This window comes from Aliivibrio salmonicida LFI1238, from assembly GCF_000196495.1.
Lineage (GTDB): Bacteria > Pseudomonadota > Gammaproteobacteria > Enterobacterales > Vibrionaceae > Aliivibrio > Aliivibrio salmonicida.
The window spans coordinates 412,976-438,133 of the sequence record NC_011312.1; the positions used below are offsets into that span (position 1 = coordinate 412,976).

Sequence of the window (25,158 nt, forward strand, 5' to 3'; positions counted from 1 at the left end):
TCAAGGCACGGTGTATTTGCCCTGATTTAAATTTATTTAGTGCTATACCGTCGTAATTTTATTTTGCTTAATTTCTGCAATTTGATCAGCACGGTGAATGCTATTAATGACGTGAAGCAGTGCTTGGCCTGATGCTTCAATAATATCGGTAGCTAAGCCTGTGCCGTGGTACTTGCGGCCTTTGTAATTTGCAATGATATCGGCTTGACCTAACCCGTCCTCGCCTTCGCCTTTCGCTGTTAGGTCAAACTTATCCAGTACAATTTCATAACCGGTTAGCTTATAAATACATTGATAAAGGGCATCTACTGGACCGTTACCGACAGCGGCTTCACATTTTTCTTCGTCGCCACAAAGCAATTTGATACTGGTGGTTGCCATGACGCTGCCAGATTGCACGCTCAAGTAGTTCAACTTATAAAAGTCGTCTTCATCGCGAAGATTAGCAAAGTGCATTAGGGCTTCTAAATCGTAATCAAATACTTGGCCCTTACGGTCGGCCAGTTTTACGAAATCGGCATACAAGGTATCTAGATTATATTCTTCGGCTTTATAACCCATCGAATCCATGTGACTTTTAACTGCGGCACGGCCAGAACGACTGGTTAGGTTTAACGCTTTGTTTTTTAAGCCAATAGATTCTGGCGTCATGATTTCATAAGTGTTTTTATTCTTAAGCATTCCGTCTTGGTGGATGCCTGAAGAGTGGCTAAACGCGTTCGCGCCTACAATAGCCTTATTACTTTGAATTGGCATATTACAAAGCTGACTAACTAGCTTACTGGTGCGATGGATTTCATCATTTTTAAGACTAGTATGAACACCTAGATACTCTGAACGAGTTTGCAAAATCATTGCAATTTCTTCTAGAGAACAGTTACCTGCACGCTCACCAATACCATTAATCGTGCCTTCAACTTGGCGAGCACCTGCTTGAACCGCCGCAATTGAGTTTGCAACTGACATACCTAAATCATCATGACAGTGAACTGAGATGATGGCTTTATCAATATTTGGAACTCGATTAAATAGGGTTTGAATAATACCGCCAAATTCACCAGGAATGGTGTAACCCACCGTATCTGGAATATTGATGGTATTTGCACCTGCGTTGATCGCGGCTTCTACCATACGACATAGGTTATCAATAGGAGTACGGCCTGCATCTTCACAAGAAAATTCAACATCATCGGTGTATTTACGAGCACGCTGAACGGCTTTGACGCCCATTTCTACTACGTCATCATAACTACGACGTAACTTATCTTGAACGTGAACCGTTGAGGTTGAAATGAAGGTGTGAATTCGAAACGCTTCTGCGACTTTTAATGCGTCAGCTGCGACATCGATATCTTTAGTAACCGCACGAGAAAGGGCACAAATACGACTGTTTTTGATGTGTTTTGCTATGGTTCGTACCGACTCAAAATCACCTGGCGATGAAATTGGAAAGCCAGCTTCAATGACATCAACACCAAGACGCTCAAGCGCAAACGCAATCTGCAATTTTTCTTTTACGGTTAAGCTTGCAGACAGTGCTTGCTCGCCATCTCTTAAGGTGGTGTCGAATATTATGACTTGATCGCTCATGGGCTTTCTTCCTTGTGTATGTCGTGCGCTTTGACGGCGGTTATCCATAAAAAAACCCGCCATGTTCAGCGGGTTTTAAAATTTGGTTTATGGCTTCTTTTATTCCACAACCTACCCGCGTGAGATGTTCACGATAAGGAGGAGGTTTAGAAGTAAAGAAGATGCTGTTTTCATTTGAAATACAATCCATAAAAATAATTAACAAATTAATATCGTACTCAGCCTGTATCGTCAACCATTAAATAACGTTTTTACTATATACAGGCTTATTTTTAGACAAAAGTTAAAAACTGAGAAGAAAAACGATTGCTACGATGGATTATTGCTCAAATGAGATGCATTTCTTGAATGAAGCCCATTAATTAATCGAATGATTAAATGTGAGTGAATTAAAGGGATCGCACATTTTTTCGACTAACTTATAATTAATCACACGATTAATAATTATAATCAAAAAAAGATGTAAATAAGGTGTTATCAATGACGAAGCAATTAGGAAGACCGAAAGGGGAGTCAGAAGTTAGAGAGCAACTTATCTTTCACGCACGTGAACTTTTTGTTTCTCGGCCTTATAACAAAGTATCCACTCGATTAATTGCGGATAATGCGAAGGCTAATATTGCGATGATTCGATATTACTTTGGCAATAAAGAAGGGTTGTTTGAGGCAATGTTTAAAGAAACCATTGCGCCAGTCGTTGAACAATTTAGGTTGGCATTAGAGAACGATAATGAGCAAGATTTAGTGGATTTCATGCGTGCGTATTATCAAGCGATGATAAAAGTACCAGCTTTTCCTAAGTTAATATTAAGAATTATGGAGGCTGATAACGAGCAGCAAGCGGCGCTTCAGCAAATTATTTTTGGTATTTTGCAGCCAATGTAAAGCAAGCTGTTTGATCCAGTCGTTAATCAAGGCTTATTTAAGGAAGGAATTGATCCAATTAAAGCCAGGTTATCAATGATGAGTTTAATGGTTTTTCCTTTTCTAGCACCAAAGAAAATGTTGGATTTTCATAACATTGAGTTAAATGAAGTATTTCTCACTGATCTACTGGAGCATAATATTCGTTTATTAAGTGACGGCTTATTTCAAAATAAAAGAGACGAATTCTAATGAAAATAACTAAAAAACTGCTCTTTTTTCCTGTGGTGGCTATCGGTGTCATTATCTTGGTGACCATCACAAAATTACGGCCTGAGGCCGAAGTTAAGCCCGTTGAAGATCGTTCAAAAATAGTGAAGACCATTGCTTTAGAGCAACAAAGTATTGCGCCTAAAGTGATTGGATTCGGTAAAATAAGGCCTAAATTTGAATGGAAAGCCATTGCTGAAGTCTCGGGTAAAGTAGTCTATCGCCATCCCGAATTAAATAAAGGCAATGTGTTACTTGCTGGGACTGAGGTATTGAGGATTGATCCACTCGATTACGAATTAAAGCTTGCTCAAGCAGAGGCGGATTTAGGGTCAAGTGAAACCCAATTAGCAAAAGTGGATCTAGAAGAAAAGAACATTCGTAACACATTAAAAATTGAAAAAAATCGCTTGGCGATCAGCAAAAAAGAATTAAGTAGAAAAGTAAATTTACAGAAAAAAGGCTTAACGTCTCAATCGGATCTTGATCAGCAAAATCAATCTTATTTAGCACAACAAAAAGTCGTGCTGGATATTCAAAACCAAATTTTATTATTGCCTGATGAAAGAAAAGTCGCTCAAGCCATTGTTAAAGTGAACCAAGCTAAATTAAAAGAAGCACAGCGCTCTTTAGATAAAACGTCAATTGTATTACCAACCGATGTTCGTATTTCTGAAGTGGACATTGAAGCTGACCAAGTGGTGAATTTACAGCAAGAAATTTTTATTGCTCATGGTATTAAAACTATGGAAGTGGAAGCTCAAGTTTCTATTCATGATATGCAAACGTTAGTGCACAGTTTTGGTATGTTTCAATCGAATGAACAAGGTATGCCTAATCTTGATTCATTGCCGCTAAAAGCAAACGTACAATTAAGCAGTGGGCGTTTTAATGCAGAGTGGCAAGCTCAGGTTGCTCGGATCAGTGAAACGGTCGATCCCAATCAAGCAACCGTTGGCATTATTTTAGAGATACAACAAGACTACCGTTCATTAACACCCAGCACATTACCTCCATTGGTCAATGGTATGTTTGTAAAAGCAGAAATTGAAGGCGAGGTTTCACCACAATGGGTGATCCCTGAAAGTGCACTTCATGGTGATAAGATCTACCTACTTAATAATGACAGCCAGTTAACTATTTTACCCGTAAATATTGTGTTTAGAAGAGACAATCAAGTCGCTATTGTCGGGGATATAACGTCGGGTGACTTGTTGATCTTAAATGATCTCCTTCCTGCTATTAACGGCATGCAATTGCGTTCTGTTGAGCAAAGAAAGGAAGGGGAGTCGGCTGAATGATTAAGTTTTTTGCAAGACATCCAACCGCCGCCAATTTATTAATGCTTTCTATTTTGCTGCTTGGTGTGGTGTCACTATCTCAATTAAAACGAGAAACCTTTCCTGAGTTTAGCCCCCCTTATATTCTCGCTGGGGTGGTTTACCCTGGCGCTTCACCACAAGAGGTTGAAGAGAGTATCTGTATCCGCCTAGAGGATGCCGTTGATGGATTAGGCAATATTGAAGAAACCAAATGTGAGGCAATTGAAGGTTCTGCTCGTTTGGTCATTAAATTGAATGCGAAAGCCGACATTGGACGAATGTTGGTTGATGTTCAGACTCAAATTGATTCAATTAACGATTTTCCTAAAGAGATAGAGTCACCGATAGTTCAAGAATTGGATTGGAATGAACCCGTGGTGGATGTCGCGATTACGGCAGACACAACATGGCCAGAATTAAAAGCGTATGCAGAAAAGCTCAAACAAAGCCTCAAGCTTGATTATGATGTTTCCTTAGTTGAAGTGAGTGGTTTTTCGGACCACCAATATCGTGTTGAGTTAGATGAAGGTGCCATTCGTCAGCTTGGTTTAAATGTCAGTGACATTGCGAATAAACTGGCTGAACAAAATGTAAAGCTACCAAGCGGCAGTATTGAAACCCCAGAAAAGAATTTTTTAATTCGCTTTGATGAAAGAAAAACAACCCCGCAAGAATTGGCAAAAACAGTCATGGGTGCATCAGCTAATGGGGCGTTAATCCGTTTAGGCGATATTGCCACGATAACCGATCGTTTTGAACTGGATGAACAAAAGGTATTGTTTGATGGTAAGCCGTCAGCGTTACTTAAGATCAGTAAAAATAAAGAAGAAGACGCCTTACGCATTAAAGATCGAGTGACGGAGTTTGTTAAATATCAACAATCTGTTGCTCCTGATGGTGTGGCATTAGAAATGACCAACGATCTTTCTTCTTTGTTGTGGGATCGATTAACCATGATGGTGAAAAATGGCTGGCAAGGGATCATTCTTGTTTTCCTCACCATGTGGCTCTTTTTTACGTTCCGATATTCCTTTTGGGTTGCAGCAGGCCTTCCGGTGGCTTTTCTTGGCGGTTTATTTTTAATGGCGAGTTTTGGGCTCTCAATTAATATTATGTCACTGGTCGCCCTGTTGATGGCGATAGGGATAATGATGGATGACGCCATTGTAATTGCAGAATCCATCGCTTCCCATTTAGACCGAGGGCAAGAGATAGACGATGCCGTATATAACGGGGTGAAGAAGGTTTTTCCCGGCGTACTGTCTTCTTTCTTAACGACGGTGTGTATTTTTGGTAGCTTGATGTTTCTACAAGGAGAAATGGGGGCTGTTTTAAAAGTCATTCCACAAGTACTGATATTAGTTCTGTCTCTTAGTCTAATTGAAGCGTTTTTAATTCTTCCTAATCACCTTAGTCACTCATTACATAAGGCAAAAAAAGACAAGCCAATTTCAGGCATCAAAAAAATCGTATTAGATCGTTTTGAGCATTTTAGAAATGTCACTCTAGTGAAAGCCGTCACAAAAGTAGTGGAATGGCGTTATGCCTTTTTAGGTGCCGTTATTGCGAGTTTGCTGATTTCTTTTTCACTCATTTCTGGCGGTGCTCTGAAGTTTGTAGGTTTCCCTGAGTTGGATGGTGATATTGCTGAAGCGCGAATTATTCTGCCCCCGGGCACGTCACTTTCTCAAACTGAAATTGTGGTTGATAAAATTGTTTCTGCGGCAGAGAAGTTAAATAAAGAATGGTGTGACAATAATGAAGATGGTCGTCCATTGGTTGAGCACATTACTCAACAATTTAATACCAATGCGGATGCGAGTGAATCAGGCCCGCACCTTGCGACCATTCGATTAGATTTATTGGGAGCAGAAGAGCGCACTACCTTAATTGATGATTTTATTGATGCGTGGCGTGAAGAAGTGGGCGATTTAGCTGAACCAATAACCATGGTTTATAAGCAACCGACGATGGGGCCGGGAGGTCGGGCGATTGAAATTCGGATGATGGATGATGATTTACATACATTGAAATCAGCATCATTAGAAGTTCAGGCCTATTTGAATGAGTTTTCTGGCGTGTATGGTGTGCTTGATGACATGCGTATGGGCAAGGAGGAGGTTCTGGTGAAATTAAGACCGGGCGCTGAAACCTATGGCGTTACTGGCCAACTGATCGCAAATCAATTACGAGCGGCGTATTTTGGACAAACGGCAGATGAGATCCAACTCGGTGTTGAAAATATTGAAATTGAAGTGCGTTTGAATAAAGAGCAAGCGGGAGATTTACACACGTTAGAAAACTTCCCTATTATCATGCCTGATGGCAGTCAAATCCCCTTAGCTTCTATCGCTACATTGGATTTTCAACGTAACTATGTTCGAATTCAACGCATTAATGGATTAAGAACCTTAAGCGTATTTGGCGATGTTCATGCATCACAAGTCAGCTCTTCTGAAATATTAGCTCAATTTAGATCAGAGCTTGCGCCCGCGCTACAAAATAAATACCCACGTTTGCGTTTTGATTTTGAAGGTGAAGCGAAAGACACCGCCGAAACCGGACAATCAATGGGCACGGGTTTTATGCTGGGCTTATTTGGTGTGTTTGTTATTTTGAGTTTTCAATTTAGAAGTTATCTTGAACCTTTTGTCGTCATGCTGGCAATTCCACTCGCGTTGATTGGGGTGTTGTGGGGGCATGTACTATTAGGTCACCCATTAAGCATGCCGAGTATTATGGGGTTTGTATCATTGGCGGGGATAGTTGTGAACGATTCTATTTTGTTAGTGCAATACATTCGACATCATGTGGATGAGGGTGATTCCGTGTATGAAGCGGTCGTAAAAGCCAGCCAAGAACGGTTTAGAGCGGTATTTTTAACGTCAGTGACAACGGCTGTGGGATTATTACCTCTGTTATTAGAAACCAGTTTGCAGGCGCAAGTTATTCAGCCTCTCGTCGTTTCTATTGTATTTGGTATTTTTACATCAACGCTCTTGGTACTCTTCATGATCCCTGCCGCTTATGCCATCTTGGCTGATTTTGGATTAGTGAAAAAGCATGAAGAGTTACATTGAGAATGGCGGGATTCAACTTTATTTAGAAGAGAAATAATAAGTTAACTGAAATAACAGAATCAGTTTTGCTTAATCCTGGAGGTACACGATCTAAATATTCTTGAGATTGTGCGATCTTCAGGGCGATTTCTTCTGTAATGTTATTTGTTAGGCTCACTTCAGAATCGATACGCGTGTTACTTCGACCGCTGGTGACAGTGACTTCAGAAGCAAGCGTTAATACGTCCATTGGTTTCCACGATACGGTAATGTTTGTTCGTAAGATCGCTTCTGCCACTGTTTCTGGAAAAATAAGATCGTCATCATCTATCTCGTCAAGATTTGGATTTTGATAACGGTAACCAGGGCCTAATTCTAATTCTAATACTAACTTTTCCGTATTACTGGCTTGGTAACCTAAACCACCTGAAAAGGTATAATCTTTAAAATAGGCACTGTATTCCGTCTCTAAGCCTTTAAAGTTGGCATAAAGATAGTAATCAGGACTTATTTTATAGTCACTTTGTAAATTAAGGCTTAATTGGTCTTTGTCTGTTTCGCCATCTTCTTTTGATAAATAATACTTCACTTCACCTGTGTGACGATGCTGTCCAGACGTGTAACTTGCTTCTAAGCGACCATTAAGAGACTGTGAATCATCGTTACCTTTGCTTGATTGATAACCAAATTCGACTTGGCTTTCCCATGGAGAAGGTGGTGATGTATCGTCGTCTTCTGTATCGATCTCACTTGTCGGAACACTGATGCTTGGTTTTTTCTCAAGGGTTAGCTGCTCAGTGTCGGTTTCACACTCATCTTTTGATAAGTAATACTTTACGTCACTGGCATGACTATTCTGCCCAGAGGTATAAACCGGCTCTAGGCTACAATTAAGAGATAGTGAGTTGTCGCTTCCATAACCCAATTCGACTTGGCTTTCCCTAGGAGAGGGAGGTGACGTATCCGCGTCTTCACTTTCAATCTCACTTGCATGAACAGATGCATTGATTGCGATAAGCCCTGTAAGTAAAACTTTTTTTAACACGTATTAATCTCAGAAAGAATAAAGAGGACACATAGTATAGGAGTTTATCTGGTTGATGAGTTAAATTTGAGTCAAAATCTTTATTTTGCGAAAGGTTATCAGGAGATACACGGATAGTTATTTCATCCCAATTTCTTTTGGTTATAATGTAGAGCTGAATTTAGGATGGTGAAAAGTAGTAATGGCTGATAATCGAAATCAAAACCGCAAGTATGATGCACAAGTTGATGCGTTAAAAGTACCGCCGCATTCATTAGAGGCAGAGCAATCTGTACTTGGTGGTTTACTACTTGATAATGAGCGGTGGGATACTGTCGCTGAAAAAGTGGTAGCTGTTGATTTTTATAGCAGACCACACCGATTAATTTTTGAATCGGTTAAATCCATCCTAGAAGATAGTATGCCGTTGGATTTAATTACCCTATCTGAACATCTTGAACGTCATGAAAAATTAGATTCAGTGGGCGGTTTTGCTTATCTTGCTGATTTAGTGAAAAACACCCCAAGTGCCGCGAATATAAATGCGTATGCTGATATTGTTCGTGAACGTGCGATGGTTCGTAACTTGATTAGTGTCGCCAATGAAATTGCTGACGCGGGTTATGATCCTCAAGGTCGAACTTCTGAAGATTTACTGGATATGGCCGAAAGTAAAGTTTTTGCTATTGCCGAAGCGCGTACGACTGAGAATGAAGGGCCGCAAACGGTAGATACCATTCTTGAGCGAACATTAGAACGTATCGAGCTTTTATACCAAAGCCCACAAGATGGTGTCACCGGTGTCTCTACTGGATTCACGGATTTAAATAAGAAAACAGCGGGTCTACAAGGGTCTGATTTAATTATTGTTGCGGCTCGTCCATCAATGGGTAAAACGACCTTTGCGATGAACTTATGTGAAAACGCCGCAATGGACCAAGACAAGCCCGTTTTGATTTTCTCACTAGAGATGCCAGCGGAACAGCTAATGATGCGTATGTTGGCTTCGATGTCTCGAGTTGATCAAACCAAAATTCGTACCGGTCAATTAGATGACGAAGATTGGGCGCGTATTTCGTCTACCATGGGTATTTTGACTCAGAAAAAGAATATGTATATTGATGATAGCTCAGGTTTAACGCCAACCGAGCTACGTTCTCGTGCTCGTCGTGTTGCACGTGAGTCGGGAGGGTTAAGTATGATCATGATAGATTACCTTCAATTAATGCGTGTTCCTGGTATGCAAGATAATCGTACTCAAGAAATTTCAGAAATTTCACGCTCATTAAAAGCGCTAGCAAAAGAATTAAACGTTCCGGTTGTTGCCCTGTCTCAGCTTAACCGTTCCCTAGAGCAACGTGCTGATAAACGCCCAATAAACTCGGATTTACGTGAATCTGGTGCAATCGAGCAAGATGCCGATTTGATCATGTTTATTTACCGTGATGAAGTTTATAACCCAGAAAGTAACCGCAAAGGGATTGCTGAGATTATTCTTGGTAAACAGCGTAATGGTCCAATTGGCTCGGTAAGTTTAACCTTCCAAGGGCAATTTTCTCGCTTTGATAATTACGCAGGTCCTGCGTTTGATGATGAATAATAAGGCAAAAGTATGAGCTATATGACAGCCGCTGCTGCACAGATTGATATGTCTGCCTTAGCGCATAATTTGCAAAAAATTAAACAGCAAGCACCAAACAGCAAACTCCTTGCTGTGGTAAAAGCAAATGGTTATGGCCATGGTTTACTCAATATTGCTAAAGGTGCGCACGGTGTAGATGCTTTTGGTGTGGCGCGAATTGAAGAGGCTTTACAGCTTCGAGCTGGTGGCATAGTGAAACAAGTTTTATTACTCGAAGGATTTTATTCTGCGGGTGATTTACCAATTTTAGTCGCTAATAACATTCAAACGGCAGTGCATTGCAAAGAGCAACTTGAAGCATTAGAAAATGCAGATCTTGAAGGCCCTGTTGTTGTTTGGTTGAAAGTCGATTCAGGTATGCATCGCTTAGGTATTCGCCCTGAAGAATACCAAGAATATGTTGATCGTTTGCATGCGTGTAAAAATGTAGCTCAGCCACTGCGTTATATGAGCCATTTTGGTTGTGCAGATGAATTAGATAATCCGACGACGAACGAACAAATTGAAACGTTCATGTCATTGACGGATGGATGCCAAGGGGAACGGTCGCTTGCGGCTTCTGCTGGATTGCTTGCATGGCCAGACAGTCAATTGGATTGGGTTCGTCCCGGTATCATTATGTATGGTGTCTCTCCTTTTTCTGAGAAAACGGCTCAAGATTTAGGGTATTTACCTACCATGACTCTCACTTCTCATTTGATCGCGGTAAGAGAAGTAAAAGCCGGAGAAAGTGTTGGTTATGGTGCGATGTGGACCAGTGAGCGTGATACTAAAATTGGGGTTATCGCGATCGGTTACGGCGATGGTTACCCAATTGCAGCACCGAATGGAACGCCAGTATTAGTTAATGGACGCAAAGTTCCGGTAGCTGGTCGTGTTTCGATGGATATGCTAACGGTTGATTTAGGACCTGATGCAGAAGATAACGTTGGTGATGAAGCTATTTTGTGGGGACGAGATCTTCCTGCAGAAGAAGTAGCAGAACACATTGGAACTATTGCTTATGAGTTAGTGACTAAACTAACATCAAGAGTACAAATGCAATATATTCCTTAATGTATCTTTGACCCATGAGAGTTAATTTGAAACAACTGTTCTTAAGAAGCGCTACTGGTTTAGCGCTTTTTCTTATTTCACCTTATGTCTTTTCTGAAAGTGATATATGGCCAAACTCGCTTCCTGAAACGGCAGCGGTTCCTTTTATGTATTCTTCAGAAAGCTTGGGGACTACGATAGGCGTTGCCGGTGTAATGAAAGGTGTGGGGCAACCTCAAGCCACCTTATTTGCTGCCGGAATGTACTCAAGTAAAGGTTCTTATCTCACTTACTTGTCATCTGATAACAATCAAGTGGGTCATTCTTGGTTATTTGGTGCAAATGCTTATAACGCCAGCTTTAAAGATATGGATTATTATATTGGTACCGCAGGAAGTAACAATTCTCATCAAAGTGACGAAGTGTTTACCGACAGTACTGAAGCTCAATACCATCTGACGGCTAATTATATTTTACCCATTGGTAATGCCAAGGATATCGGGGCTCAAGCCGCGTATACTCCAAATCGTAAAGTAAAAAGTGGTAATCCATTTGACAGTGGGGTTTCAAGTATTGAGCTTAGCCCTTTCTATTATTCTCGTACATTATCAGATGTCTCCGATTGGGATGAGCCTGAATCGAATTGGGGAATGAAGGTAAATTTTGATTGGGATAATAGAAATAGCGTAAGAAATACGACCAATGGTTCACGAACAGAGTTAGATTTCACTTACTCTCCAGAAACCAGTTCACAAGAAGAGTGGTGGACATGGGAGTTTCAACAAAGTGCCTTTTTTGATTTAGGCGGGATTGGCAATGTAATTAAGAAACAAGTGCTTGCGTTTGATTTTTATCTTGCTGATACACCCAGTTGGGAAGACGGCGCACACCAACCTCCTGAATACGCTGGAATTAAATTAGGCGGACTTTATCGATTAAGGAGCTATGGTGGTGGACGATTCCATGGTCGTTCTGCCGTTCATTATTCTGCAGAGTATCGAGTGATGCCCGATTGGCAGCCATTAGAAGATTGGCCTATTTTTAATCTTTATGATGTGCCTTGGTGGCAGTGGGTGGCTTTTGTTGATACTGGTCGTGTAGCGGATGAGTTTTCATTATCGACATTGCATGATGATATGCGATGGAGTGCTGGTGGTGCGATTCGTTTCCAAGTTGAAGGTATCGTCGTTCGTACTGAAATGGCGTGGGGAAGTGAAGAAAATGTATTTCGCGTCATGATCAATCAGCCATTTTAAATTTAGCACTAGTTTTATCGTTATTTGAACGAGATAATGTTCACATATAGACGTTTTAATGTGACCTAACTCAAAAAGGGTGAGCGTAGTTTTGGTCATAATAGATAAAGCTCATCAAATTTTAGATTCGTATAAACGGGGAGTTCAGAAATTTATTTTTGAACCGACAAGCATATTACACGGGATAATTTCACCATGTTAAAAAACATCAACCCAACAGAAACTCAAGCTTGGGCAGATTTGACTGCACATTTTGAAACCGCGCAAAACTTCAATTTAGCGGATTTGTTTTCTGCTGATGCTCAACGTTTTGATAAATTTTCAACAACGTTTGGCCAAGATATCTTAGTTGATTTCTCTAAAAATTTAGTGACAGAAGAAACGATGCAAAAGCTATTTTCTTTAGCTGAGCAAACTGAATTATCAGAAGCAATCAAAGCGATGTTCAGTGGTGAAAAAATCAATAAGACTGAAGATCGTTCAGTGCTTCATACGGCACTTCGTAACCGCAGTAATACGCCAGTTATCGTTGATGGCGAAGACGTTATGCCTGCTGTAAATGCAGTGCTAGAAAAAATGAAAGCGTTCACTGAGCGTTTAATTTCTGGTGAGTGGAAAGGTTACACAGGCAAAGAAATTACGGATATCGTAAACATTGGTATCGGTGGTTCAGATCTTGGCCCTTACATGGTGTCAGAAGCATTAGCACCATACAAAACACGCTTAAACATGCACTTTGTTTCAAACGTCGATGGCACACACATTGTTGAAACATTGAAGCCATTAAATCCAGAAACAACGTTGTTCTTAATCGCATCGAAAACATTCACGACTCAAGAAACAATGACAAATGCACACAGTGCTCGTGATTGGTTCTTAGCAGAAGCTGGCGATCAAGCACATGTAGCGAAACACTTCGCTGCACTTTCAACAAACGCAGAATCAGTGTCTGAGTTTGGTATTGATACCGATAACATGTTTGAGTTCTGGGATTGGGTTGGCGGTCGTTATTCTTTATGGTCAGCGATTGGTCTTTCAATTGCTTTAGCGGTTGGTTTTGATAATTTTGTTGAGCTTCTTGAAGGCGCTCACGAAGTGGATAATCATTTCGCAAATACAGAACTTGAAAATAACGTACCAGTAATCTTGGCATTGATTGGCCTATGGTATAACAACTTCCATGGTTCTGAATCAGAATCGATTCTGCCATACGATCAATACCTACACCGTTTTGCTGCGTATTTCCAACAAGGTAATATGGAATCAAACGGTAAATGTGTTGACCGTAATGGCAATCCAGTTGATTACCAAACGGGTCCAATTATTTGGGGTGAACCAGGTACAAATGGTCAGCATGCGTTCTACCAATTGATTCACCAAGGTACGAAATTGATCCCATGTGATTTTATTGCTCCTGCAATCAGTCATAACCAAGTGGGCGATCATCATCAAAAACTGATGTCTAACTTCTTTGCACAAACAGAAGCATTGGCGTTTGGTAAAAAAGAAGAAACAGTAAGAGCAGAGTTTGCAGCGGCAGGTAAAACTGAAGCAGAAATGGCAGAGTTGGTGGCATTTAAAGTCTTTGAAGGTAACCGCCCAACTAACTCAATCTTAGTGAAAAAAGTGACACCTAAAACATTAGGCAACTTGATTGCTATGTACGAACATAAAATCTTCGTACAGGGTGTGATTTGGAATATCTTCAGTTTTGACCAATGGGGTGTAGAACTTGGTAAGCAATTGGCTAACCAAATTCTTCCTGAATTGGCTGATGATAAAGCGATTAACTCGCATGACAGTTCAACGAATGGCTTAATTAACGCATTTAAAGCGTTTAAAGCATAATTGAATTGCACTCGATAATATGAAAGAGCTGACTTCGGTTGGCTCTTTTTATATGTGCTGATTTTATACAGATAATAAAAAAGGTTGATGTATTACTACATCAACCTTTCTTTTTTGAGTTCGTCTCTATTCTCGAAACAAATCTCAATAAATGCATTACCCCATTCAGACGTAAACGGCATAATAATAATGGCGCCTTCACATTTATGAGTAATCGTGTGTGCTCTGCCTGAAACAACCATTGGAATGGCCATATCAAATTCAAACCCACTTTCTGAAAGAATTCGTTTTGCACCACCGGTGACCATGTTTGTGATTTCACCGACCATATCCGTTACTTCTTCATTAATGCTGTTTGGACGTTCGCCGAGCATATTTTGCATGATTTGAAGTGCAAGAGATTCTTCAAAAGTGATAGACATCGAACCACGGCTTTGAGAAGCAACCATGCCGATTAAGCCTGATACATCACCACGAGCAATTTCGTCTTTTTTAATACGAGGTTTTTGAGGTTTTAACTCCATCGAAGCCATCGTTTTAAGTACATTCATCAGTGAAGCTAAGAAAGGGTTTACAAATTCAGCGCGCATCGTGAGTTGGATCCTTTAAATTAATTTTGATTATCGCTATGTAAACAAGCTTTGCAGGTACCATGAGTTTCAACAATATGGTTTTCAACAGAAAATTCAATTTGCTCGGCATGCTTTGTTAGCTGCTCTGTAATTTTAGTATCATGGCACTCAACAACATCATCGCAAGTGCGACAGATGAATAGTTGTGAAAAATGGGCATGTTCGCCGATAACACAGCAAGAAATATAGCTATTTATAGATTCGACCTTATGTACAAAACCTTGAGTTACCAAAAAATCTAAAGCGCGATAAATGGTAGGCGGTTTTGCTTGGGGTTCTATTTTTTTTAATTGTTCTAATAGATCGTAAGCACTAATGGCACCATGGTGGATGACAATAAGCTCTAAAACAGTTAACCGTTGTTGAGTCAATCTAACGCCACGCTGTTGGCATAACTGCTCAACTTTTTGTTTTTGAGAACTATTCAATGTTTACATGTCTTATTTATGAACAAGTAGACGAGTTTATCATAGATATGTTTATTTATACTTCACTATTTAGAGAATTATAATCAAGGTAAAGAGTGTCTATTGGTGAGTAAAATAAGTAATAGGATGGCTGTTTGTGTTCCTATTATGTTAGAATTGCGGCCTTGATCACTGAAAGAAATTACCTATGAGCTCTTATCCATTACAACGCTTCTCTGTTGCTCCTATGCTTGATTGGAACTAAGTAAATAAAAAGTTTTTAAGAAACAATTCATTACCAAAGAACGGAAAAACAAGGGACAAATCAAGGGACATTTTTAACGATAAAAGCATCAACACCCTCTGATGATGATACTACGTGTTCCCCTAAATCAATTCTAGCTATTTAATCATTTAGTTTATTAAACGATTTTATGTGTCTTATTTAAAGACACTATAATCTTGTTTCTGAGCCCCTTTCAAAAAAGATCTTTAAAAAACACAAAAAAATTTGGAGTTATTGTGAGAATTAAGTAAATACTATGGGTATGAGTTATTTAGGCTCATACGTTCATCAATAACATAGGAATTTATATGATGACCGCAAACTCTATTAAACTTGAATTATTCTTATCTAATGAGCGATTTAATCTACTATCACTATTCAATGGTTGTGCTCACCGATATGAATTTAAACAATTGATTCGTTGTATGCATTCTGAAAATGAATGTTCGTCTTTGCCATTTGCGTCATTGCTTCGTTATGTTGATTGCTATCAGTTAAAAGGTATATTTTCGTTGATGGAGTATTATTCTAATGGACATAGTATCGAGAGCGCATTTTCTCCAGAATATTTTCAGACGCTGTTGAAATAGTTACGCCTCGATAAAGAGCCTAATATAGTCCATTAACCGTGGACTATATTTTATTAATTATTGCCTTCATGCTATCTATCTGTCTTTGTTGTTCTGGGGATAAAGAATATGTTGATAATAAGTCAAATGTTTTTATTAGTCGGTTGAACTGCCTGTTTTTATTCTTAAAGTTTGATAGTTCAAATGCTGTTAACCATTTGTTTGTTTGATTCTGTAATTTTATGATATTTTTCTGAATGCAGATAGATTCTTCGGCTTTTTGATGCTGATACTTCCACGTTTCTAATCGTTTACCACGAGATAATTCATAAGTTTTGTATTCCCGATGATCTAAACCTACATGTTTGAGAACTGCAGTGTTAAATGCTTGTTTGATTAATGATGTTACTTTTTTTTGTTGAAGTTCTTTTAATACCTTATTGTTTATTACCTTACCTATGATGAGGTGAACATGGTCTCCTGAACCAGTTCGACCTATTTGAGGTTGTTGATGCAAAACTGCACGAATCTGAGATTTGTATTGTATGAGTTCGTTAGGATTTAGTTTCAAGGTATAGGCTAAGCACATACAACAATCTGCAATAATAGCTCTCCATTGTTGAGGCGTTGGTCGATGTATTTTGGGTAGCGTTAGACAATATTCCATTCCGAAGCTTGAAAGTGGTCTACCACCTTTTTTGTTATTTATTTTTTGTTGTAGCTTAAATTTTTCGCCAGCGATTGCGATGCGTAGAGATGTATTTTTATTTCCTATAATAGGAATGATTAACTCAGTGTGTTTATGATTTGGATGTTGAGTTGATAGTAAGTACCTTTCTCTTGCCATTATGCCATCAGCACCATTCTTCACCGCCTGAGTTATGACTGTCCAATTTTTTAACATTGTTTTCTATAAGAATAAGAATCTATGTACTATTTTGCAAATAACTGATATTCAACTCTTATATTTATGGCTATTCCAGATAGGACAACCTAGCTTCGCTTTCGTTGTCTCTGGTAAGAGGGTGGCCCTCTTAACTCCCATCAGCTTTTCTTATATTTGAATTTTTTGTCACTAGTTAGTATCGTTGAATAAAATTATGGAAAAAAAACATTCAGCTTTAAGTGACAATGTTGAGACTGAAAACCAACAATATAATTTCAATAAATCTTTGGCTTACGCGTTAATGGATAGTAGACGTGGTCATGTAATGTTAAGAAAATTCGTACTTGATTTATGTGAAAAATCTAGGTTAATTACAGCCGATGATGAAACAAAAAAAACCTTAAAATATAGATGGTTAATAGATGTTATTGAGTTGAATATAAAAACAATAGAGTTACTTGAATTGTCTGATTCAGGGGATTATACATACAATTCGATTGAAGATATGAAAGTATCTATAGAAGCAAAATCGATTATTATTGTGAAAGATATTGTAAGACGAATTATTCATACTCCAATGTATTTTCCTATAAACAAGGATAAATAAGTTAGTCGTGAAGTGATATAAACATATATAGATAAGGAAAATTAGTTGATTACCTCCCAATTAGACAGTGTTGAAAGTGCTAATTTGATTAATAGCGATTAGAATAGACTAGGCCTCTAGTATGGGATTTTTTTATTTCTTTGGTATTTAGTGACGATGATAGTTTATGTAAAAGGCGACCTTCTAAATGATGATGCAGAAGCACTTGTTAATGCAGTGAATACTGTTGGTGTCATGGGGAAAGGTCTAGCTTATCAATTCAAAGAAAAATTTCACGAGAACTTTCTTATCTATAGAGATGTTTGTAAAAAAGAATTACTTTCTGTGGGGAAGGTTTTACTGGTTGAAACTGATGAAGGTAGTATACCAAACTATATTATTAATTTTCCGACTAAAGCCCATTGGCGAGGGAAATCGAAGATTGAATATATAGAAGAAGGGCTAAATGATCTTATTAAAGTAGTAAAAGAAAACCAGATTAATTCTGTGGCACTTCCTGCTCTTGGGAGTGGGTTAGGGGGGCTACCTTGGAGTCAGGTAGAGCGGGTAATGCTGGATAAATTAAGTAATATAGAAAATATTGAATGGCGTATATATGCTCCTAATAACACGCCAAACTTGAGGAAGAAATTGCCATTAACTGAAGGGCGTAGCATTCTTATCTATACACTTAATTATTACTTGAGAATGACTAAAAAACAACAACTTACAGAACTTGAAATTCATTGTTTAATGTATTTACTTCAATGTAATGGTCTATCTTTAACTGGTATTAAATTCAATGAATTTAGGGAAGTACCATTCTCTGATGTTCTTCATGTGGCATTAAGTAAAATGGATGGTGATTTTCTTTATATTTCAGGAGTTAATAAGCCAATCCAAAGCTCTTTCATTACTCTAGAAAGTAAAATTGTCGTAGAGGCTAAAAAACTGTTACAAAAGAAAGTAGAAAAAATAAAAAAAATTTCTGATGTAATGGAGTTAATTTCTGGATATGAATCTAAGGATGGAATGGCAATAATAAGTACAGCTTTGTGGGTTGCTAATGAGAACAAAAATGCTAACGTTGATCTTGCTAATACAACATTAGATATTATATCTAATAATTTTAACTCGTCTAATGGCGTAGTTAAGGGAGCTTTTGTTCGTTTATATGAAGAAAAATGGCTCCCATTGAATTAATTAACTTTCTAGTCGCGGCTTCCTCGTTTGGGAAACATAGCAGCATTAAGATTTACGTGAGGTGAGAGTTGGTAGTCTCTTAAAATAGATTCAACTGACTCTTTATTTTCCTGAGTGGCAACATATATCTGAGTTATATTTGTAGCTGGAACCGGATTTGGAGATAAACATTCAGCCATACATACACTACGCCCCTCATCATCCCCATAATCTCGTTGGTTCATCAATTCCCAATTAATAGTAAGTAGTTAATGATAAGTTTTCGAGAATGAAGATTTCGCCTTTACCATATATCCATATATCCATATGGTATTAAAATGAGTATTTTAACGTCAGTGTCTATATCATAATGAAAGCAGTTAATCCTTTAACAGACAATGAAAAAATAACCCTAAAAGAAGCGATCGCTAATCATCCAAAAAATAGAGTAAGAATACGAGCACATGCGATTATTCTCAGTGATAAAGGCTACTCTATTTTAGCGTTAACTGATATTTTAGACGCTAAATTTGAGACCATATCGTCATGGATAGACCATTGGGAAGCCTGTGGAATGCTCGGATTGTATGACGCTGTTCGTATAGGTAGAAAACCTATTTACACAGAAGCAGAAGTATATCGTTTGAAGTCATTGGTTGATGAAGAGCCACATCAACTTAAACGAGCACAAGCAATACTTGAAGAAGAAACAGGTAAAAAATCCAGCTTAGACACTATTAAACGAAATATAAAAAAAGTGATTACAGTTACAAAAGAGCCCGACACTCATTAAAGTTAAAGCGTGACGATATGAAATTCAATAATTTCAGTAATATATTGAATTCATTGATTGAAATGGAACGTACGAATAAATGTGAACTCTTTTATTTTGATGAGTCAGGCTTTAGTCAGAAATCTAATCTTCCTTATTGTTGGGGACCTATCGGTGTTCAATCGCTAAGGCCTGCTCATTCACACAGCAAACGGCTCAATGTTCTTGGCTTCTTAAGTAGACAAGGTAAATTGAGTTTTCAAACAACGGAAGGAAGAGTAACTACCGATACAGTAATTGATGCATTTGAGCACTTTATCAACGCACGAAAAAACGATAAGCCATGCTTTATTATCTTAGATAATGCCTCTTTTCATAGGTCAGCAAAATTTAAACAAAAATTGCATGAGTGGTTGATAAATGATGTATTAGTTTGTTATCTACCACCGTACTCTCCAGAGCTCAATATCATTGAGATATTGTGGAAGAAAGTAAAATATGAATGGTTACCATGTGAAGCGTTCAAAACGTTTGAAGACCTCAGTATTAACATCAAAAACATATTAAATTATTACGGCGAAAAATTCACAATAACTTTTGCGTGACTACTTATCAATGCCATCATTATAATCTAACAGCGTGAATACACCATTTAGGGGGTGTTTAGGCGATATTTTCCAATCAGAAGCTTTGGCATGAGCCCTTTGAACTGTTAAGTAAATAAAATCTTTTGTGGGGTTATCTATCCAAACTCTTCCATCAAATGGATTGTCTGAAAAAAAGTGAAATGGGACCATTGAATCAAGATTGAAACGCTCTCTATTTTTCAAAATATCTGGATTTGCAACATCTATAAAATTATTAATTGCGCGCCTAGATAACAATCCATGTTCGATAATGTTTTTTAGGTTATTTAGTGCAGTGAAGTGGTAAAGAAGCTTTCCATTTTCATAGTCTCGTGCCATTTTTTACTCTCGATAAATAATAAATTCAGTCGATAGATATACCACATGTAAATGCTCGTAATTGTTTTTTTATACGTTAATTTGATGGTGATTAAATATTATCGGAATAAAAATTTAAATTATGTAGTACGCCATTTAAAAACAACATATTTTATATATTTTATAGGGATATTTATTTGATGGCTTAGATGTGTTCGTAATGAGTTAGATGTTGTGACCGTGTGACACTCCTTCGGAGTGTCACACGGTCACAACTATCTAATTAATGGAGCAAATTTACAATCATATCGTCAGGCGATGATTTTTGAATAGATATTTTTTCGATTAGAATTTTCCCATCGGATTCTAAGTTTTTCAACCAGCGACTGAGTGATTTACGCTGTGCTACATTCATAGTTGTATTTGGGAAAAGCATTTCTTTTAAGTGGGTTCTTTTTATTTTAGAAATAGAATTTTCTTGTAGAGCTTTAATTACTGGGTTGTCTGAAACAATGAGATTATGTTGCTGTACTACTGATTTTATTAGAGCTAGAGAAGTTAGTGCTTTCCCGTTTACATCATTAATTCCAAGTTCGATAGAATCAAATTCTACTTCCATATTAGGAGCTTCTTCTCCATCTTTTTGTTTAGTATTTGTAAAGGTAAGAAGTTTTGATTTTCCAGTTCGTTTTACGTGAAATTCAAAATCACAAGCGGCCTTTAGTGCTGAACTTCCTCGAGCTCCTTTAGCTTCGTCACGACCTGAGTGGTGGATACATAGTATTGTAGTATCTGTCACCGCTCTAACTATGTCACAACCGTGAACAAAAGCTGACATATCACGTGATGTGTTTTCATCTCCTGAATAGCATCGTGCAAGAGTATCTAGAACAACTAGCTGTACTTTTACATTTCTTGTTTGTTCTATTTCTTGTATTGCAGTGATAAGAGCTTCTTGATTTGATTCTTCGGACATTGTAAGGCTGTGCCCTAAAACATAGAGATGTTCAGTTTTGATAGAGTTAGCTATTTCACAGGCTTTAATACGTTTAGCTACACCCATCTGTCCTTCTGCTGCTACATAAACAACGGCTCCTTTTTTAACAGCATGATAATTCCAATGATTTCCTCTTGTGATAGAGCAGCACAGATCTATTGCTAGAAATGATTTGAGAGATCCACTGGCACCATAGATAATGCCAAATGAGGATGATGGTATTAGATCGTGAACAAGCCAATTTGCAACGCAGTCATAACCTTTTGAACCTATAGAAAAAAGAAGGGTTCCAAAGCGTTCTAAATGGTTTTTAGTGTTTAGTTCTAAGTTTTGGATTTGTTGTGACATATGTTTGAACTCCATTTTTTATGATTTTTTCTTCATTGATATTAACTAAGCAACTAGAAGTCTCTCTGGAGATACTTTTAGTCGTAAATATATATTCATCAAAATATTTATATCTCTATGTCCAGTAATTTTAGCTATTTCAACTGGTGTAAGCCCAAGCTCGAAAAAGCGGCAAGCAGCTTCCGCTCGAAGATCATGAAAATGAAGGTCTTTGATCTTTAACTTCTTCATTAACTTGCGCCAATTCGTACTAATTGAGGCTGATTTAATTGTAAAAATTAAGTCAGATTCAATGTTTTTTGGGATTTTAATTAGGATTTCTACCGCTTTTTTACTTAAAGGAATAGTTGTTGTTTGCCGTTTTGAATTACAAGGATGCTTACGGCCTCTAACGGTTAATGTTTTGTTTTTTAAATTAAAATCTTGCCAGCGAAGTTTTGTTATTTCTCCACGTCGTAACGCAGTCTCAAGAGTTAATTCAAAAATATGTAATAAATAATTTTTTCTGTTCAAGCTAAGCTCATCGATAATAAGTTTTAATTCATTTTTATTTGGACGACGTGTTCTAATATCACTACGGGCAATAAAACCGTGGCGCTGTAATGAAGAGTACGCATTTGTAAATACAGACGAATCAAAAGGTAAATCGAAAAAAACACTTGCATCTTTTAATGCAGTAGAAAGATTGGATAGATCATGAGCTACAGTCTGAGGTTTCACTGTTTGACATCTAAGTACACAATGTTCAAACAAATGTTTTGCAGTTAAAGAAGTTAGAGGAATTTTTGCTATAGGATAAGATTGTAATTTTTTTAAGTTTGAACGTTTAGATTTTTTTAAATTCTCTGCTGTAGGAGACCTTGTTAGAACCATCAACAGTACGTCAGAGATTAAAATTTTCTTTGGGTTTTTTTGAGCGTTTAACCAAGTAGCTCCTTTCGAATCGGCTTCCTTAGCTATTTTCTCTGACCACTTTTTTGCATCTATATATAAATTAAAACACTGGCAATATTCAGCGATTGTTTTACCGTATGACGTTAGACGGACACGAGCTTTATAGCTAGTGCCGTTTTTACGTTTAACAGTTTCAATCGTTTTTGTTGCCATTTTTTTTGAACCTCAATTTCACAGTAGTCGTGTGAAATTGAGATTAATCAATGAGAGATAGGTGTTCAATCAAACGTTGTGAAATTCTTATTAATATTACAGATATTCGCAAGGTGTAGATTATTAAGGATATTTTATGAGGATAAATTATGGTGAATTTCAGAAATACCAAGACGGAGATAGACATTATTGAGGACGTTGATGTCTTTATGTCCTGTAATTTTAGACACTTCTACGATATTTAATCCTCGCTCAAAAAGCTGGCAGGCACCTTCAGCCCGAAGATCGTGGTAGTGGAGATCTTCAATACCTTCTTCTTTACATACTCGTTGCCACGCAGCACCAATAGATTCTTTTTTATATGGAAAAATTAGTGTACCGACTTTAGGTTGACGCTCAATGATCTCTTTTACTTTTTGGTAAAGTGGAATGATGCAGTTGTTGCCATGTTTATTTCTAGGATCTTTACGGTCACGTATAGTTAATGTGGAAGCTTTAAAGTCGACGTCATCCCATGTGATTCGCGTAATTTCACCTAATCTCATACATGTCATAATAGATAGATGAAAAATATCGACGAGAGGAATATTAGCGCAGCGGTGTGATTGTCGCCTTGTTAATCCCTGTTCCATTGTGACTAGTTCTTTGTTCGTTGGGCGTCGTTCTCTGCGTTGACTTCGACCAATAAGGTCATACCTTACCAAGGTTGGAATTGCATCATGATGAGCTTTGGTATTTGCAATATAACCAAACATGGGCTCAGCAACGTCGATTACACTCTTGAGGTAGGTAATATCATGATATATGGTTTGGGGTAGAGGGTGTGTAGACTCCTCTTTACGAACACGGCAATGATTAATAAGATCATGGGCTGTGAGTAAATCTGCTTGTATAAGGGCAATGTCATATGCTCTTAGTCGACTAAGAACAGCATATTTTGAACGACCAATAGAGGCTGAAGTGACTGGGTCAATTAGATATTTAGTAATAAGGTCACCAATGAGAATTGTTTTTTGTTTTTCTGTTGGCACTCCACTTTTATTTAGTTGTTTAGCTAATTTAGTTGCCCAATTTTTAGCTTCACTCTCTTTGGTAAAAGTTTTTGATTGTTCGAAAATACGCTTCCTATTACTAGTTAATCGGACTCTAGCCTTATATTTTATTGCTTTTTTGCCTATAACTTTTTCGATAGCTACAGTTGCCATATATAATCTTCCTAAATTCGTTAATGAATAGAAAGGGGTTGATGATTTTAAAGTACCTATTTGAAGTACTTACGAGCTGAATGTATAATTACGTTCCAAGAGCTCGTGCGTGTCTTATTTGTCCCCAAAAACATCCCTTAGGGGACATTTGAGGTAATAAACTCGATAATATCGCTCGTTTTATACCGTTTTGCCGTAATAGAATGTATGGCTAACACTTTGAATAGTAAAGAGATTTTAACTATGCATCCACTACAACGCTTTTCTGTCGCTCCAATGCTTGATTGGACTGACCGCCATTGCCGCTATTTTCATCGACAATTATCTGAGCATGCTCTTTTATATTCCGAGATGATCACGACGGGTGCCATTATTCATGGGAAAGGTGATTTCCTTGCTTACAATGAAGAAGAGCATCCATTAGCACTGCAATTAGGGGGCTCAAACGCGAAAGATTTAGCACATTGTGCGAAATTAGCGGCAGATCGTGGTTATGATGAAATAAACTTGAATGTAGGTTGTCCATCAGATCGTGTTCAAAACGGTCGTTTCGGTGCTTGTTTGATGGCCGATCCAGAATTAGTGGCTGAATGTATTGCTGAAATGAAAGCGGTTGTCGATATTCCAGTGACAGTTAAAACACGCATAGGTATTGATGATCAAGATAGCTATGAGTTTTTAACTAAATTTGTATCAACGGTCCATGAAAAAGGCGGTTGTGACCAATTTACCATCCATGCGCGTAAAGCGTGGCTGAGTGGATTAAGCCCTAAAGAAAACCGTGAGATCCCACCGCTTGATTACCCTCGAGCGTATCAAATTAAGAAAGATTTCCCTCAACTGATCATTGCTGTGAATGGTGGAATTAAAACACTTGAAGAAGCAAAAGAACATTTAGCGCATTTAGATGGTGTAATGATTGGTCGCGAAGCGTATCAAAGCCCATACTTATTAGCGGAAGTTGATCAACAGTTGTTTGGTAGCGATAAACCAATTAAAAAACGCCGTGAAATTGTTGAATCAATGTATCCGTATATTGAGCGTCAATTGGAGAATGGGGCTCATTTAGGCCACATTACTCGTCATATGCTTGGGTTATTTCAAAGTATGCCAGGTGCAAGACAATGGCGACGTTACATCAGTGAAAATGCACACAAACCAGGCTCAGGTATTGAAGTGGTTCAAGCCGCTCTTGCTAAAATTCCAGCCGAACTGGATGTGTAAGCTTTTGATATTGAGCTGATAAGTTTTATATAGAAAGAAAAAGAAGAGTACATAAATAAACCAAATCGTTTATTATGACCGCAGATGAACCAAATAGCGTCGC

General features: G+C 38.0%; 22 protein-coding genes. 12 read left to right on the forward strand and 10 right to left on the reverse strand.

Annotated elements, in window-relative coordinates; translation table 11 throughout:
• Positions 1-42: 42 nt before the first annotated feature.
• Positions 43-1,590 (reverse strand): 2-isopropylmalate synthase, encoded by a 1,548-nt coding sequence (leuA, locus tag VSAL_RS02165; protein WP_012549204.1) that lies wholly within the window; start codon positions 1,588-1,590, stop codon positions 43-45.
• A gap of 480 nt (positions 1,591-2,070) precedes the next feature.
• On the opposite strand from leuA, the gene VSAL_RS23740 reads away from it, so the two are divergent.
• The 3 genes from VSAL_RS23740 (at position 2,071) to VSAL_RS02180 (ending at position 7,126) form a co-directional block, all read left to right on the forward strand.
• Positions 2,071-2,475 carry a TetR/AcrR family transcriptional regulator gene (locus VSAL_RS23740; protein WP_231850867.1) on the forward strand — a complete coding sequence of 135 codons (405 nt, stop codon included), beginning with the start codon at positions 2,071-2,073 and terminating at the stop codon, positions 2,473-2,475.
• A gap of 230 nt (positions 2,476-2,705) precedes the next feature.
• Positions 2,706-4,025: an efflux RND transporter periplasmic adaptor subunit gene (locus tag VSAL_RS02175; RefSeq protein WP_012549205.1), complete on the forward strand. Its 1,320-nt coding sequence runs from the start codon at positions 2,706-2,708 to the stop codon at positions 4,023-4,025.
• Entirely contained in the window at positions 4,022-7,126 is a 3,105-nt protein-coding gene (locus VSAL_RS02180) for an efflux RND transporter permease subunit (protein WP_012549206.1), read from the forward strand. Before VSAL_RS02175 ends, VSAL_RS02180 begins: the two co-directional genes overlap by 4 nt.
• A 22-nt stretch (positions 7,127-7,148) precedes the next feature.
• Here the strand turns inward: VSAL_RS02180 and VSAL_RS02185 are convergent, their stop codons facing one another.
• Positions 7,149-7,871, reverse strand: coding sequence for a DUF481 domain-containing protein (locus tag VSAL_RS02185; RefSeq protein WP_231850909.1), 723 nt, complete (start codon positions 7,869-7,871; stop codon positions 7,149-7,151).
• 460 nt (positions 7,872-8,331) lie between these two features.
• Between VSAL_RS02185 and VSAL_RS02190 the strand changes: the two genes are divergently transcribed.
• The 4 genes from VSAL_RS02190 to pgi all read left to right on the forward strand — a co-directional run bounded on the left by VSAL_RS02190 (position 8,332) and on the right by pgi (position 13,910).
• On the forward strand, positions 8,332-9,729 hold the full coding sequence (locus VSAL_RS02190; RefSeq protein ID WP_012549208.1) for a replicative DNA helicase: 1,398 nt from the start codon (positions 8,332-8,334) through the stop codon (positions 9,727-9,729).
• A 12-nt stretch (positions 9,730-9,741) separates the two neighbouring features.
• Positions 9,742-10,827, forward strand: coding sequence for an alanine racemase (gene alr, locus VSAL_RS02195; protein ID WP_017021511.1), 1,086 nt, complete (start codon positions 9,742-9,744; stop codon positions 10,825-10,827).
• A gap of 14 nt (positions 10,828-10,841) precedes the next feature.
• On the forward strand, positions 10,842-12,062 hold the full coding sequence (locus VSAL_RS02200) for a BamA/TamA family outer membrane protein (RefSeq protein ID WP_012549210.1): 1,221 nt from the start codon (positions 10,842-10,844) through the stop codon (positions 12,060-12,062).
• Positions 12,063-12,257: 195 nt separating this feature from the next.
• Positions 12,258-13,910, forward strand: a complete 1,653-nt coding sequence (gene pgi, locus VSAL_RS02205; protein ID WP_012549211.1) for a glucose-6-phosphate isomerase — start codon at positions 12,258-12,260, stop codon at positions 13,908-13,910.
• A gap of 95 nt (positions 13,911-14,005) precedes the next feature.
• Here pgi and VSAL_RS02210 read toward each other — a convergent pair whose 3' ends face one another.
• Together VSAL_RS02210 and zur are read right to left on the reverse strand one after the other, a co-directional pair.
• On the reverse strand, positions 14,006-14,500 hold the full coding sequence (locus VSAL_RS02210; protein WP_012549212.1) for a chemotaxis protein CheX: 495 nt from the start codon (positions 14,498-14,500) through the stop codon (positions 14,006-14,008).
• A gap of 20 nt (positions 14,501-14,520) precedes the next feature.
• Positions 14,521-14,970: a zinc uptake transcriptional repressor Zur gene (gene zur / locus VSAL_RS02215; protein WP_012549213.1), complete on the reverse strand. Its 450-nt coding sequence runs from the start codon at positions 14,968-14,970 to the stop codon at positions 14,521-14,523.
• 573 nt (positions 14,971-15,543) lie between these two features.
• On the opposite strand from zur, the gene VSAL_RS02220 reads away from it, so the two are divergent.
• On the forward strand, positions 15,544-15,825 hold the full coding sequence (locus tag VSAL_RS02220; protein WP_012549214.1) for a hypothetical protein: 282 nt from the start codon (positions 15,544-15,546) through the stop codon (positions 15,823-15,825).
• A gap of 43 nt (positions 15,826-15,868) precedes the next feature.
• Here VSAL_RS02220 and VSAL_RS02225 read toward each other — a convergent pair whose 3' ends face one another.
• A complete protein-coding gene (locus VSAL_RS02225; protein WP_012549215.1) occupies positions 15,869-16,708 on the reverse strand; it encodes a hypothetical protein in 840 nt (279 codons plus the stop codon).
• A 196-nt stretch (positions 16,709-16,904) separates the two neighbouring features.
• Here VSAL_RS02225 and VSAL_RS02230 point away from each other — a divergent pair, with 196 nt between their 5' ends.
• Together VSAL_RS02230 and darG are read left to right on the forward strand one after the other, a co-directional pair.
• Positions 16,905-17,297 (forward strand): hypothetical protein, encoded by a 393-nt coding sequence (locus tag VSAL_RS02230; protein ID WP_012549216.1) that lies wholly within the window; start codon positions 16,905-16,907, stop codon positions 17,295-17,297.
• A gap of 156 nt (positions 17,298-17,453) precedes the next feature.
• The gene (darG, locus tag VSAL_RS02235) at positions 17,454-18,479 is read left to right on the forward strand and encodes a type II toxin-antitoxin system antitoxin DNA ADP-ribosyl glycohydrolase DarG (protein WP_012549217.1); all 1,026 of its coding nucleotides are present in this window, start codon (positions 17,454-17,456) and stop codon (positions 18,477-18,479) included.
• Positions 18,480-18,487: 8 nt separating this feature from the next.
• On the opposite strand, the gene VSAL_RS24215 is transcribed toward darG, so the two are convergent.
• Positions 18,488-18,718, reverse strand: a complete 231-nt coding sequence (locus tag VSAL_RS24215; RefSeq protein ID WP_407921283.1) for a DarT ssDNA thymidine ADP-ribosyltransferase family protein — start codon at positions 18,716-18,718, stop codon at positions 18,488-18,490.
• 110 nt (positions 18,719-18,828) lie between these two features.
• Here VSAL_RS24215 and VSAL_RS22645 point away from each other — a divergent pair.
• A protein-coding gene (locus VSAL_RS22645; protein ID WP_085941781.1) for an IS630-like element ISVsa8 family transposase occupies positions 18,829-19,835 on the forward strand; the annotation gives its coding sequence in 2 pieces (ribosomal slippage) (positions 18,829-19,207 and positions 19,207-19,835; 1,008 coding nt in all).
• On the opposite strand, the gene VSAL_RS02255 is transcribed toward VSAL_RS22645, so the two are convergent.
• From VSAL_RS02255 to VSAL_RS02270, 4 genes are all read right to left on the reverse strand, one after another.
• Entirely contained in the window at positions 19,836-20,195 is a 360-nt protein-coding gene (locus VSAL_RS02255; RefSeq protein ID WP_049940322.1) for a DarT ssDNA thymidine ADP-ribosyltransferase family protein, read from the reverse strand.
• A 262-nt stretch (positions 20,196-20,457) separates the two neighbouring features.
• Positions 20,458-21,519, reverse strand: a complete 1,062-nt coding sequence (locus VSAL_RS02260; RefSeq protein WP_044583165.1) for a helicase RepA family protein — start codon at positions 21,517-21,519, stop codon at positions 20,458-20,460.
• Positions 21,520-21,564: 45 nt separating this feature from the next.
• Positions 21,565-22,626, reverse strand: a complete 1,062-nt coding sequence (locus VSAL_RS02265) for a site-specific integrase (RefSeq protein ID WP_012549222.1) — start codon at positions 22,624-22,626, stop codon at positions 21,565-21,567.
• A gap of 134 nt (positions 22,627-22,760) precedes the next feature.
• The gene (locus VSAL_RS02270) at positions 22,761-23,831 is read right to left on the reverse strand and encodes a tyrosine-type recombinase/integrase (RefSeq protein ID WP_012549223.1); all 1,071 of its coding nucleotides are present in this window, start codon (positions 23,829-23,831) and stop codon (positions 22,761-22,763) included.
• Between the two features lie 207 nt (positions 23,832-24,038).
• Here VSAL_RS02270 and dusA point away from each other — a divergent pair, with 207 nt between their 5' ends.
• A complete protein-coding gene (gene dusA, locus VSAL_RS02275) occupies positions 24,039-25,055 on the forward strand; it encodes a tRNA dihydrouridine(20/20a) synthase DusA (RefSeq protein ID WP_012549224.1) in 1,017 nt (338 codons plus the stop codon).
• The last annotated feature ends 103 nt before the right edge of the window (positions 25,056-25,158 follow it).

What these genes read in the sequence shown, in the direction of transcription:
- VSAL_RS02270 (WP_012549223.1), bottom strand. Translation starts at nt 23,831, where the DNA reads ATGGCAACTGTAGCTATCGAAAAAGTTATAGGCAAAAAAGCAATAAAA.
- VSAL_RS02260 (WP_044583165.1), bottom strand. Translation starts at nt 21,519, where the DNA reads ATGTCACAACAAATCCAAAACTTAGAACTAAACACTAAAAACCATTTA.
- VSAL_RS02210 (WP_012549212.1), bottom strand. Translation starts at nt 14,500, where the DNA reads ATGCGCGCTGAATTTGTAAACCCTTTCTTAGCTTCACTGATGAATGTA.
- VSAL_RS02190 (WP_012549208.1), top strand. Translation starts at nt 8,332, where the DNA reads ATGGCTGATAATCGAAATCAAAACCGCAAGTATGATGCACAAGTTGAT.
- VSAL_RS02230 (WP_012549216.1), top strand. Translation starts at nt 16,905, where the DNA reads ATGGAAAAAAAACATTCAGCTTTAAGTGACAATGTTGAGACTGAAAAC.
- VSAL_RS02200 (WP_012549210.1), top strand. Translation starts at nt 10,842, where the DNA reads ATGAGAGTTAATTTGAAACAACTGTTCTTAAGAAGCGCTACTGGTTTA.
- alr (WP_017021511.1), top strand. Translation starts at nt 9,742, where the DNA reads ATGAGCTATATGACAGCCGCTGCTGCACAGATTGATATGTCTGCCTTA.
- VSAL_RS02220 (WP_012549214.1), top strand. Translation starts at nt 15,544, where the DNA reads ATGATGACCGCAAACTCTATTAAACTTGAATTATTCTTATCTAATGAG.
- leuA (WP_012549204.1), bottom strand. Translation starts at nt 1,590, where the DNA reads ATGAGCGATCAAGTCATAATATTCGACACCACCTTAAGAGATGGCGAG.
- darG (WP_012549217.1), top strand. Translation starts at nt 17,454, where the DNA reads ATGATAGTTTATGTAAAAGGCGACCTTCTAAATGATGATGCAGAAGCA.
- VSAL_RS02265 (WP_012549222.1), bottom strand. Translation starts at nt 22,626, where the DNA reads ATGGCAACAAAAACGATTGAAACTGTTAAACGTAAAAACGGCACTAGC.
- VSAL_RS23740 (WP_231850867.1), top strand. Translation starts at nt 2,071, where the DNA reads ATGACGAAGCAATTAGGAAGACCGAAAGGGGAGTCAGAAGTTAGAGAG.
- VSAL_RS02225 (WP_012549215.1), bottom strand. Translation starts at nt 16,708, where the DNA reads ATGTTAAAAAATTGGACAGTCATAACTCAGGCGGTGAAGAATGGTGCT.
- VSAL_RS02180 (WP_012549206.1), top strand. Translation starts at nt 4,022, where the DNA reads ATGATTAAGTTTTTTGCAAGACATCCAACCGCCGCCAATTTATTAATG.
- VSAL_RS02175 (WP_012549205.1), top strand. Translation starts at nt 2,706, where the DNA reads ATGAAAATAACTAAAAAACTGCTCTTTTTTCCTGTGGTGGCTATCGGT.
- pgi (WP_012549211.1), top strand. Translation starts at nt 12,258, where the DNA reads ATGTTAAAAAACATCAACCCAACAGAAACTCAAGCTTGGGCAGATTTG.
- dusA (WP_012549224.1), top strand. Translation starts at nt 24,039, where the DNA reads ATGGCTAACACTTTGAATAGTAAAGAGATTTTAACTATGCATCCACTA.
- VSAL_RS02255 (WP_049940322.1), bottom strand. Translation starts at nt 20,195, where the DNA reads ATGGCACGAGACTATGAAAATGGAAAGCTTCTTTACCACTTCACTGCA.